The sequence below is a fragment of the Mannheimia indoligenes genome (genome assembly GCF_036880405.1).
In the GTDB taxonomy this organism is placed as follows: Bacteria; Pseudomonadota; Gammaproteobacteria; order Enterobacterales; family Pasteurellaceae; genus Mannheimia; species Mannheimia indoligenes.
In genome coordinates this window covers 1-11,719 of sequence record NZ_JBAJJM010000008.1, presented here as the reverse complement: position 1 = coordinate 11,719, position 11,719 = coordinate 1, and the positions used below count along the sequence as shown (strand labels likewise).

The 11,719-nt window shown below is 40.4% G+C and carries 11 protein-coding genes; 8 read left to right on the top strand and 3 right to left on the bottom strand.

Features of this window, described 5'->3' with window-relative positions; all coding sequences use genetic code 11:
• Positions 1–24: 24 nt before the first annotated feature.
• Genes V6W77_RS06685 through apbC form a run of 3 tightly spaced genes read left to right on the top strand, consistent with a single transcriptional unit; the run spans position 25 to position 3,343 of the window.
• Positions 25–675, top strand: coding sequence for a YchE family NAAT transporter (locus tag V6W77_RS06685; RefSeq protein ID WP_025235637.1), 651 nt, complete (start codon positions 25–27; stop codon positions 673–675).
• A 20-nt stretch (positions 676–695) separates the two neighbouring features.
• Entirely contained in the window at positions 696–2,249 is a 1,554-nt protein-coding gene (locus tag V6W77_RS06680) for a peptide ABC transporter substrate-binding protein (RefSeq protein ID WP_334254171.1), read from the top strand.
• Positions 2,246–3,343 (top strand): iron-sulfur cluster carrier protein ApbC, encoded by a 1,098-nt coding sequence (apbC, locus tag V6W77_RS06675; RefSeq protein ID WP_334254170.1) that lies wholly within the window; start codon positions 2,246–2,248, stop codon positions 3,341–3,343. The genes V6W77_RS06680 and apbC overlap by 4 nt, the downstream gene beginning before the upstream one ends.
• Before the next feature lie 63 nt (positions 3,344–3,406).
• On the opposite strand, the gene V6W77_RS06670 is transcribed toward apbC, so the two are convergent.
• Positions 3,407–4,117 (bottom strand): 3-deoxy-D-manno-octulosonic acid kinase, encoded by a 711-nt coding sequence (locus tag V6W77_RS06670; protein WP_334254169.1) that lies wholly within the window; start codon positions 4,115–4,117, stop codon positions 3,407–3,409.
• Between the two features lie 99 nt (positions 4,118–4,216).
• Here V6W77_RS06670 and folE point away from each other — a divergent pair, with 99 nt between their 5' ends.
• A complete protein-coding gene (gene folE, locus V6W77_RS06665; protein WP_025235641.1) occupies positions 4,217–4,906 on the top strand; it encodes a GTP cyclohydrolase I FolE in 690 nt (229 codons plus the stop codon).
• Positions 4,907–4,978: 72 nt separating this feature from the next.
• Positions 4,979–5,764, top strand: coding sequence for a tRNA pseudouridine(38-40) synthase TruA (gene truA / locus V6W77_RS06660; RefSeq protein ID WP_025235642.1), 786 nt, complete (start codon positions 4,979–4,981; stop codon positions 5,762–5,764).
• A gap of 52 nt (positions 5,765–5,816) precedes the next feature.
• On the opposite strand, the gene V6W77_RS06655 is transcribed toward truA, so the two are convergent.
• Both V6W77_RS06655 and V6W77_RS06650 read right to left on the bottom strand, forming a co-directional pair.
• The gene (locus V6W77_RS06655; RefSeq protein ID WP_334254168.1) at positions 5,817–7,964 is read right to left on the bottom strand and encodes a heavy metal translocating P-type ATPase; all 2,148 of its coding nucleotides are present in this window, start codon (positions 7,962–7,964) and stop codon (positions 5,817–5,819) included.
• Positions 7,964–8,164: a heavy-metal-associated domain-containing protein gene (locus V6W77_RS06650; RefSeq protein WP_334254167.1), complete on the bottom strand. Its 201-nt coding sequence runs from the start codon at positions 8,162–8,164 to the stop codon at positions 7,964–7,966. The genes V6W77_RS06655 and V6W77_RS06650 overlap by 1 nt, the downstream gene beginning before the upstream one ends.
• Positions 8,165–8,238: 74 nt before the next feature.
• On the opposite strand from V6W77_RS06650, the gene V6W77_RS06645 reads away from it, so the two are divergent.
• From V6W77_RS06645 to V6W77_RS11030, 3 genes are all read left to right on the top strand, one after another.
• Positions 8,239–8,628 carry a Cu(I)-responsive transcriptional regulator gene (locus V6W77_RS06645; protein WP_334254166.1) on the top strand — a complete coding sequence of 130 codons (390 nt, stop codon included), beginning with the start codon at positions 8,239–8,241 and terminating at the stop codon, positions 8,626–8,628.
• A gap of 97 nt (positions 8,629–8,725) precedes the next feature.
• The gene (parE, locus tag V6W77_RS06640) at positions 8,726–10,639 is read left to right on the top strand and encodes a DNA topoisomerase IV subunit B (protein WP_334228935.1); all 1,914 of its coding nucleotides are present in this window, start codon (positions 8,726–8,728) and stop codon (positions 10,637–10,639) included.
• A gap of 188 nt (positions 10,640–10,827) precedes the next feature.
• Entirely contained in the window at positions 10,828–11,055 is a 228-nt protein-coding gene (locus V6W77_RS11030) for an IS1/IS1595 family N-terminal zinc-binding domain-containing protein (RefSeq protein WP_428981779.1), read from the top strand.
• Positions 11,056–11,719 lie beyond the last annotated feature (664 nt).

Here is an 11,719-nt window from a genome sequence, read left to right as displayed (position 1 = left end):
ATATCGTTATTTGAGAAAGTGTTTGTGGAAATCGTCATTAATTTTGCCATTTACCTCCAATTCTTCATTGGGTTGTTTGCTATTGTTAATCCCTTTGGTTCTTTACCTATTTTCTTCAGTATGACAGCCCACCAATATGAAGGGGAGCGAAACCGCACCAGTCTTATTACTGCTGTTTCTATTGGTGTGATTTTATTAGTCAGCCTTTATTTTGGAAATCTCATTCTAAATGCCTTTAGTATTTCACTCAGTTCTTTTAGAGTTGCAGGTGGTATTTTGATTGTCAGCATAGCAATGACGATGATTAGCGGTAAGCTCGGTGAACACAAGCAAAATAAAGAAGAGAAAAACGAAGATATTACCGAATATGAAAATATTGGTGTTGTGCCACTTGCAATGCCAATTATGGCGGGACCGGGAGCAATAGGCTCAACCATTGTATGGGGAACGCGTTATCACGCTTGGGAAGACTATGTCGGCTTTAGTATTGCCATCATTATTTTTGCATTAATTTGTTATATCTTATTTCGTTACTCAGCTCCGTTAGTTAAAAAATTAGGCAAAACAGGCTCAAATGTGGTTACCCGTATTATGGGGTTAATTCTAATGGCTCTTGGTATTGAAATTATTGTGGCAGGTTTGACAACATTGTTCCCTGCACTTCTTGTTAAATAACTTATTTTGGCGAGATGCTTATGTTGAAATTGTTACAAGCGGTTAAAATTGCAAAAAGATTTGCAAAAATGACCGCTTGCGTGTTACTGCTCACCTCTTGTGATAAATTAAATAGCCCGAAACCGATTTCTCAGTCGCCTATTGAAAATCAGCCAAGTAGCACGGAGCTTAAACGAGCTATCTATTCTGCGATTTTCCAGCTCGATCCGCATAAAGTAAAGGTATCGGCTGATGCTGCACCGCTACGAGATTTATTGGTAGGTTTGATGGCATACAACGTAAAAGGTGATGTTGTGCCAGCCATTGCACAAAATTGGTTTACTGAAGATGAAAAGTCGTGGTTATTTATTTTAGACGATAAAGCTACTTGGTCGAACGGTAAAACTGTTACCGCACAAGATTTTGTCGCAAGCTGGCAACGCTTGATTGACCCGACCAATCATTCTTTATTGGCAAAATATCTGGTTTATATGGGTATTGAAAATGCTAAAGCGATTACAGAACAGCAAAAACCGGCTTCGGAGCTAGGTGTTAGTGCATTAAATGACCATACCCTACAAATTCGCCTTAACCAGCCAAATCGCCAATTACCGGCAATGTTGGCACACGTTGCATTGTTACCGACTTATCAAGGAAAAGATCCTGATTCTGCTGGTTTTGTCAGCAATGCGGCTTACCAAATCAAACAAATAGCAGATAAAAAACTCCTGCTACAAGCTCGTTCTGAAAATGTGCCGTTTCAAACCGTCGAGTACAATTTGATTACGACTATCCAAAATTATTCGCCGTTTGATATTGTGGAAAATCCACTATCAAGCCAGAAAACTAATATCGTTAAGCTTCCTCGTTTATGTTCATATTATTATGAATTTAATTTTAATGACGAGCAGCTCAGTAAGAAAGAAGTTCGCGAAGCATTAAGATCGATGGTAGCTTCGGCAAATATTGGGTACGATCACGGTATTCAAAGCCAGTCGGTTATTCCACATAACTTAGTAAAAGATCGAGAAAGACAATGGCAGCCAATCATTATTGAGCAACTGTTAATGAAAGCCGGTGTGAGTTTGCATAATCCTTTAAAACTTGCTCTGTTATATGATGATAGTGAGATGAATAGTGATATTGCAAACCAGATTACTCGCACATTATCACAATCAGAACTGTTTAATATTACGCCGAAACCGGTGGATTGGCAGACGGCTAATCAATTACGCGAGCAGAAAGATTATCAGCTAATACGCTCCGGCTGGTGTGCAGATTATCCTGATCCGCTCATCTTTTTACAGAAATTTCATTCAGCAAGCCCGGATAATCACTCCGGTTATAAAAACGATTTAGTTGATGAAAAGTTAAATCAATTACAAGCAGAAACGCTAAACCAAGAGCAACGCTCACTATTGATTAACGAGATTAACGACCAGCTTTATAACGATGTTGCAGTATTACCGTTATTTCAGTATCAACACAGAATAGGCGTAGTTTCCTCCCTTTGGGGTATTGATTTAAGCAACGATAGCGAAGTAATTTATAGCAAGGATTTAAAACGTATTTCAGAACAAAAGGATAAACAATGAACCAATTAACCGAACCGCAACTTGTTGAAATTAAAAATATTTTACAACAATTTGCTCACCCGACATTGCAAAAAGATCTTGTTGCCCTTAATGCTTTCAAAAAAGCAGAATTAGGTGGAGGCATTTTACGCATTGAAATAACAATGCCTTTTGCGTGGAACAGCGGTTTTGCCGCATTAAAAGCAGAAACTGAAGAAAAACTGAAGCAAGCAACGGCTGCAAGCGGTGTAAAATGGGTCTTAAATTACCAAATTGCTACCTTAAAACGTGCCAACAAGCACCCTGCGGTAAATGGAGTAAAAAATATTATTGCGGTAACCTCCGGTAAAGGCGGAGTGGGTAAATCAACCACTTCGGTAAATCTTGCGTTAGCGTTGCAAGCACAAGGGGCAAAGGTAGGAATTTTAGATGCGGATATTTACGGTCCGTCTATTCCGCATATGCTTGGTGCGAAAGATCAACGCCCAACTTCACCGGATAACAAACATATTACACCAATTACAGCTCACGGTTTGCAATCAAACTCAATTGGTTATTTGATGGAAGAAGACAATGCGACCATTTGGCGTGGACCGATGGCAAGTAGTGCATTAAGCCAATTGTTAAATGAAACGTGGTGGAATGAATTGGATTACTTGGTGATTGATATGCCACCGGGTACGGGGGATATTCAGCTTACGCTTTCACAACAAATCCCTGTAACAGGTGCAGTGGTAGTTACCACACCACAAGATATTGCATTATTAGATGCGGTAAAAGGCATTTCAATGTTTGAAAAAGTCTCTGTGCCGGTGTTGGGAGTGATTGAAAATATGTCAATGCACATTTGCTCAAATTGCGGACACTCTGAGGCGATTTTCGGCACAGGTGGGGCGGATAAAATCGCACAAAAATACGGTACGCAAGTACTTGCTCAACTACCATTACACATTCGCCTGCGTGAAGATTTAGATAGCGGTATGCCAACGGTTGTCGCAGCACCGGAACACGAAATCAGTCAAGCCTATTTAGCATTGGCTGAAAAAGTAGCGGCTGAGCTTTACTGGCAAGGGAGTGTTATTCCGTCTGAAATTATGATCCGTGAAGTGAAATAATTTTGCAAAAATAAATGGAAAATATACCGCTTGTAGCTGTAATGATCTTCAGGCGGTATATTTTTATCGGGCAGAGTATCCTTTCAAAACCGCCTGCCAATTTTCTTCATTAAATAGAATATTCAACCGAGTTTGTTCTTTTTTGAACGAACGCAACAGTCTATCTAAATTGCTTTGTTTCCAACTTTCACCTTGCTCAATACCACATTTGTCAAAATCAATCAGCCAAAATCTCCCCTCATTACCGAGTAAAATATTATGAATATTCAAATCAGAATGATGGACTTGATGGTTATGCAAACGGCGAATGAGTTTTCCGATCTGTTCATATTGCTCATTTGAGAGAGCTTGAGATTGCAAAATCTTGCTTAAATCCTGCGTATTCTCTAGTTTTTCCAGCATAATGTCAGCACGATAGCAGCAAAGTGTTTTTTCTACTTTAATTGCAACAGGACGAGGTACGGGCAATCCCCAAGCTAACATTTGTTGTAACAAGAAAAATTCTTTATAAGCACGGGTATTTTCAAAACGGGTAAAAAAATAGCTATCTTTAATGAATTTCCCAAACAAACCACCACGATAATAGTGGCGTAGTACCACATTGATGCCGAGCTCCGGCACTGTGTTTAAAAACCACGTTGTGCCACGCCCTTTAGAAAAGCCTAACAAGCGGTCAGAATTTTCAAACGTTTTGCAACTTAATAAAGATTGCACAAATTCTGCCTGCTCTTCAGGAATAAGATCGGCATTAAAAAGATACTGAATATTTTGCATAGTTTAGAAAATAGTGATGGCTGAAATAGCCCATTTTAGAGCTATTTTTTTTGATGTCAATTTGTTAGAATTTCCAGCTTATATTTGAGAGGAAAACCAATGACAACGATCTCGCCCGAATTAAATAGTGCAGAAAATCAACTTTCGCCTGAAGCCCAAAAAGTTCGCCAAGCTTTATTGGCAAAAGGCATTGAAACGCCAACTGTTGCACATCAAAAAGATAAAGACAGTCGCCGAGCGGAAATTCAACAACATATGCAAGCGGTTTTGGAATTACTCGGCTTGGATCTAACGGATGATAGCTTAGAAGAAACCCCTCATCGTTTGGCGAAAATGTATGTGGACGAGATTTTTAGCGGTTTAGATTATGCGACTTTCCCGAAAATCACCAACATTGAGAACCGAATGAAAGTCAGTGAGATGGTGTTAGTTGATGATATTACCCTTACCTCAACTTGCGAACACCATTTTGTAACTATTGATGGCAAAGTTGCAGTTGCTTATTACCCGAAAAAATGGGTGATTGGACTTTCAAAAATCAACCGTGTTGTGCAGTTTTTCGCTCAACGTCCACAGGTGCAAGAGCGTTTTACCGAGCAAATTCTAACTGCTTTCCAAACTATTTTGGAAACCGATGATGTGGCGGTATATGTGAAAGCAACGCACTTTTGCGTGAAATGTCGTGGCGTAAAAGATACTAATAGCTATACTGTTACCTCTGCATTTGGTGGCGTGTTCTTAGAAGATAGAGAAACCCGCAAAGAGTTTTTAGGCTTATTAAATAAATAATTTTGTATTACAAGCGGTAAGATTTTTGCAAAATTTTGCAAAAATTCTACCGCTTGCTTATTGGATATTATAATGAAAATCGCATTAGGCATTGAATATGACGGCAGCCGCTATTTTGGCTGGCAGAAGCAAGAGACGGTGGAAAGCGTACAACAAAAACTAGAACAAGCCTTATCGGTTGTAGCAAATTCGCCAGTGGAGGTGTTTTGTGCTGGCAGAACCGATGCCGGCGTACACGGCACAGGGCAGGTCGTGCATTTTGAAACAGAAGTTGAACGACCGCTGCAAAGCTGGTGTTTCGGCACTAATGCTCATTTGCCGGATGATATTGCGGTGAAATGGGCGGTGGAAGTCAGTGAGGATTTCCACGCCCGTTTTAGTGCCACTGCTCGCCGTTATCGTTATATTATTTATAACAGCAAATTGCGTTCTGCCATTCTGCCAAAAGGCGTAACCCATTTTCATTTCCCTCTTGATGAAAGCAAAATGCACCAAGCAGGGCAGTTTTTATTGGGTGAAAACGATTTTTCCTCTTTCCGTGCGGCGAAATGCCAATCAAACACGCCGTGGCGAAATATTCACCATTTAAATGTTTCTCGTCAAGGCAATTATGTGATTGTCGATATTCAAGCCAACGCTTTTGTGCATCATATGGTCAGAAATATTGTCGGCACTTTGCTTGAAATCGGGCAAGGCAGACAGCCGGTAGAATGGGCAAAATGGGTGCTAGAGCAACGAGATAGAGAAAAAGCCGCTCCCACAGCCAAAGCGGAAGGTTTGTATTTGGTAGAAGTGCATTATCCGGAACGTTTCGGTATTCCGAAAACGGCATTAGGCCCCTTGTTTTTGGCAGATTAATTAAGGCAAGCGGTTGAATTTGTAAATTTTTTTGCAAATTCAACCGCTTGAATTATTTCAACAATCTTTGGCTATTCAGCACTACCGTAATAGAGGACAATGTCATCGCAATCGCAGCAATCATCGGGTTAAGTAACCAACCGGTAAACGGATAAAGCACTCCCGCAGCGACAGGAATCGCAACGATATTATAGAAAAAAGCACCAAGCAAGCTCTGTTTCATATTTTGTAGCACACGTTTTGAGAAAGGGAAGATTTGGCTCACCGGCTCTAATCCGCTTTTCATTAGGGAAAGATCGGCAGTTTCCACCGCAATATCCGAGCCGTTATGCATTGCAATACCCACATTCGCTTGGGCGAGAGCCGGAGCATCATTAATGCCATCGCCAATCATTGCGACTTTTTTCCCTTCAGCCTGCAACTGACGAATTTTTTCGGCTTTTTGCTCGGGCAGAACTTCAGCAATTACGCCATTTAAGCCTAACGTGTTAGCAAAATAGTCAGCCGTTTCTTGGCGATCGCCTGTAAGCATCAAGCATTGATAACCTTCAGCTTGGAACTGTTGGATTGTAGATTTGGCTTCAGGACGCAGTTGGTCTTGCACCGAAATTCTACCAACAACTTCATCATTAACTGCAACATAAATAAGTGTGGCAGTACAAGCGGTGGTTTTTTCCAAAAAATTTACAAATACGGCATTGCCGATTTTAATTTTATCTTCTCCCACTTTGCCTTGAATGCCTAATCCTTTCTCCACTTGAATTTCACTTACCTCGCAAGCGGTCTGATTTTCCGCAAATTTTACAATCGCCTTCGAAATAGGGTGAGAGGCGTGTTGCTCTAAACTTTTGGCAAGAGCAATCAAATGATTTTTATCAAAATCATTGAACGTAATAACTTCCGTAACCTCCATTTGCCCGGTGGTAAGCGTACCGGTTTTATCGAAAACTAAAGTATCAATTTCGCTCCCTGCTTGTAAAGCTTGAATATTTCTGACCAATACGCCAAATTCTGCCGCACGAGCTACACCCGCAATGGTGGAAAGCGGAATGGCTAATCCCAACGCACAAGGGCAGGCAATGATTAATACGGTGGTAAAAATGGAAAGTACAAAGGCGAAATCTTGCCCGACAAAAAGCCAAATCAAGGCGGCAAGTAAAGCGATAGAAACCACCACAGGCACAAACACAGCGGCGACTTTATCGACAAATTGAGCCAGTGGAGGCTTGCTACTTTGTGCGTGGCGAACGGCATTAATTACACGGGCGAGAGCGGTTTGAGAGCCAACTTGTTCGGCAATGTAAATACCTGAGCCATCTTGAACCAGCGTACCGGCTCGGATTTTATCGCCTATTTTTTTCTCAATCGGCAATGCTTCGCCTGTAAGCATTGATTCATCAACCCAAGTTGAGCCGCTTGCTAAAATACCATCAACCGCAATACGATCACCCGTTAAGGCTTGCACTCGCATTGCAGGCTTAATGCCTTTCGCCGGAATGGTTTTTGCAATATTTTCTTCAAAAATGACCGCTTGTTTCGGGGCGAGATCGAGCAATTTTTCCAATGCAAGGGAAGAGCGTTGCTTGGCTTTAAGTTCAAGATATTTGCCTAAATTGATAAAGCCGATAATCATCACACTCGCTTCAAAATAAACGTGAGCATTCGGCTGTGGAAACAGCGTAAGCCAAAGTGAATAAAGCCAAGCCGTGCCGGTGCTGATTGCTACTAACACATCCATATTCGCAGATTTATTTTTAAGAGCATTATAAGCTCCTAAAAAGAACGCTCTGCCTGAAAAATACATTGTAGCAAGTGTGATGAGAGACCAAATCAACCAAAGTGAACGGTTGTTTTCGGTAATCTGCATACCTTTGTAAAAGCCAAACACGACTAATACAAAGCCAATAACAAGAGCCACAATAAATTGTGTACGCTTATGGTTTAGCACGCGTTTTGTTTGAGCTTGTTGCTTAGCTCTGCGTTCTTCCTCACTTTCCAATATCTCTGCCCCAAAACCGATTTTAGTAACGGCGGCAATAAGTGCTTCTGAAGGGGCATTTCCTTGCACAAAAGCGGTTTGATCGGCAAGATTAACAGAGGCAAAACTGACGTTTTCTACTTTAAGCAACGCTTTTTCAACTCGCCGAACGCAGGCGGCACAATGCATTCCGTCAATTAAAAGTTGTTGTTCGATTATCATCACGCTAATTTCGCTTCAAAACCAATATCTTCAACCGCAGCAATTAAATCTTCAGCTACAACATTGCCTTCGATTATCGCAGTTTGATTTTCTAAGGTTACGCGGGCTTGTGTTACGCCAACTACTTCATTTAAGGCTTTTTCGACGCTTTTTACGCAGTTGCCACAATGTAATCCGTCTAGTTGTAATTTGATTGTCATTATTTTCTCCTATTTTGAGTAATTATTTAAGCGTATAATAAAGTTTAACCTTAGGTTAAAGTCAAGAGGGAAAAATGAATATCAGCCAAGCCGCCGAAAAAACAGGATTATCCACCAAACAAATTCGAGATTATGAAAAAGCAGGGCTGCTCCCTGCTCCAAGTCGTACACAATCGGGTTATCGCTTTTATAATGAAACAGATTTAGATCGATTGTTTTTTATCGGTAATGCAAGAAAAGTGGGCTTCTCACTTGCTCAAATTACCGCATTATTGAAATTAAATGACAACCCAAATCGCACCAGTCGAGAGGTAAAACAGCTGACCGATCAACATATTGCGGAGCTGGAACAAAAAATCAATGGCTTAAACGAAATGCTTAAATTACTCAGAAGCTGGAGCCGTACTTGTTGCGGCAACAACAGCCCTGAGTGTTCGATTTTAAATGGATTGAGAGATCATTGAGCCGACAAGCGGTCAAATTTACCTAAAACTTTGCAAAACAGGCTAAATTTTCTTAAAATTCAGCCTTATTTTATTTTGTAGCCTAAGAGAAAGAATAATGTCAGAAAAACGCTATGGGGCGGATGAAATTACCGTTCTGAAAGATCTTGAGCCGGTGCAACTTCGTCCGGGAATGTACACCGATACCACGCGTCCTAACCATTTAGGGCAAGAGGTGATTGATAACAGTGTGGACGAAGCATTATCGGGCTATGCCGATAAAATTGATGTTATTCTCCATAGCGATAATTCATTAGAAGTCGTGGATAATGGGCGAGGAATGCCTGTGGATATTCACTCTACCGAGAAAATTTCAGGCGTTGAGCTTATTTTAACGAAACTGCACGCGGGAGGTAAATTTTCAAATAAAAACTATACCTTCTCCGGCGGTTTGCATGGTGTGGGAATTTCGGTGGTAAATGCCCTTTCCGAGCGTGTGGAAATTCAAATTAAACGTGGCGGTGAGGTGTATTCCATTGCATTTGCCAACGGAGCAAAAGTGGAAGAGCTGACGGTTATCGGCACTTGTCCGAAAAAGCAAACCGGGACAACCGTTCGTTTTTATCCAAACCCAAAATATTTTGATAGCCCTCGATTTTCGGTGAGCCGTTTACGTCATTTGTTACGTGCCAAAGCGGTACTTTGCCCGAAACTCACCATTAATTTCATTGATAAAATCAATAACACCGAAGAAACTTGGTACTATGAAGACGGTTTATCCGATTATTTAACCGAAGCCTTAAATGGTTATGAAACCGTGCCAAATCCACCGTTTATTGGTGATGTAACTGCTGAAACGGAAGCAGTAAGTTGGGCTTTAACTTGGTTGCCTGAAGGTGGGGAGTTAGTGGCGGAAAGCTATGTAAACCTTATTCCAACTGCACAAGGTGGCACACACGTTAATGGTTTGCGTAACGGTTTGCTTAAAGCGATGGTGGAGTTCTGCGAAATCCACAACCTGTTGCCGAAAGGCGTGAAACTGACCGCTGACGATGTTTGGAACCGTTGTGCTTATGTGCTTTCACTCAAAATTCAAGAGCCACAATTTGCAGGACAGACGAAAGAGCGTTTATCTTCTCGCCAAGCCTCAAGCTATGTGGATAACACTTTAAAAGATGCGTTTAGTTTGTGGTTAAATCAAAATGTGCAAACCGGTAAATTGATCGCAGAAATGGCGATTAGTTCCGCCCAGAGCCGTTTGCGTGCAGCGAAAAAAGTGGTACGTAAAAAGCTGGTAAGCGGACCGGCTCTGCCGGGTAAATTAGCGGATTGTACTGCACAAGATTTAAGTCGCACTGAGCTTTTCTTGGTGGAAGGGGATTCTGCCGGCGGTTCGGCAAAACAGGCTCGTGATAAAGAGTATCAAGCCATTCTCCCTCTACGTGGTAAAATTTTAAACACGTGGGAAGTATCATCAGACCAAGTATTAGCTTCACAAGAGGTTCACGATATTGCGATTGCATTGGGAATTGATCCGGATAGCGATAATTTAGAGGAATTACGTTATGGCAAAGTTTGTATTCTTGCCGATGCGGATTCAGACGGTTTGCATATTGCCACCTTGCTTTGTGCTTTATTCCTCCGTCATTTCCCACAATTAGTGAAAAACGGGCACGTTTATGTGGCAATGCCACCGCTTTATCGTATTGATATTGGGAAAGATGAAGTGCATTACGCCTTAGATGAGAGCGAAAAAGAGGCGATTTTAGCACGTTTATCCAAGAAAAAAGGCAAGCCGAATGTACAACGCTTTAAAGGTTTGGGTGAAATGAACCCAAGTCAATTGCGTGAAACCACGATGGATCCGAGTACTCGCCGTTTAGTGCAACTCACATTTGATGAAAGTGTGGATGTAGAAGAGGGCGAGGTCAGTACCTTTGAAATTATGGATATGTTGCTCGGCAAAAAAAGAGCGGAAGATCGTAAACAATGGCTGCAAAATCGAGGTGATGAAGCAGATTTAGCAGTGTAAATGTAGGGCGGGTCCTGTGCCCACCCGAGAATATTTACGGATAGGTACATCTCCCTATACCAAGTAAACTATAAAGGCATATAGGAAAAATAGTTGGTAAAAAGTAGCTTAAAGTTTTATATTACAAGGCTTTAAGCCACCTTTTTGAAAAATGTACAAAAAACTGTCCTTTTTGCCAATATTCTCCAATACAGAAATATGGCAATCAAAATAATCTTCAACGTTATAAATGTTTAAACTGTAATAAAACATTTACCCTCAAACAAAAATTAAATCCTGAATTAATTTGGTATGATTATTCTGTTGGAAAACAAACGCAAAAACAATTAGCCGATAAATGTCATTGTTCTCCCCGAACAATACGCCGATATTTAGAAAAATCCCCTAAATCCTTATTAAAGCCTCCCTTCTCATAAATATCTTAATTTAATTATTAATATCACCTTCTTTCATCGAGATTTGGGTGTAATGGTATTTATCGATTCACTGTCTAAAAAGGTGGTGTATCATCAAATCGTAAGAACGGAGAAAGATATCTACTATAAGAAAGCCTTAAATTGTTTGCGAGACAAAGGCTATATAAATTCAATCCATTACCTGTGATGGCAGGCGGGGGGGGGGGGGGGTAAAAGATATGTTAAATACGCCTACGCAAATGTGTCAATTTCACTTAGTCGCTATTGTGATGAGAACGTTAAGAAAGAAACATCAATCTCACACAGGTAGAGAAGAGAATTGAAATCTATTATTAAAACGTTAAAAACGAGTTCAAGAAATTAATTTTATTTAAAAATATATGATTGGAAAATAAAACATAATCATTTTTTAAATGAGCGTTCAGATAAACCGAACGAGAAGGAAAATATCCGTATAAACATCGAAATGTCATAAGTGCATTAGCAAGTATTAATCGGTATTTTGACTATTTATTTACTTATGAAAAACACCTTGAATTAAATATTGAAAAGACAACAAATAGGATAGAGGATTATTTAAGGAATTAAAGGATAAGTTAAGCCCATATAGTAGCTTAAGGAGAAAGCATAATATATTGTTTATACAGGATTTTTTGAATAAAAA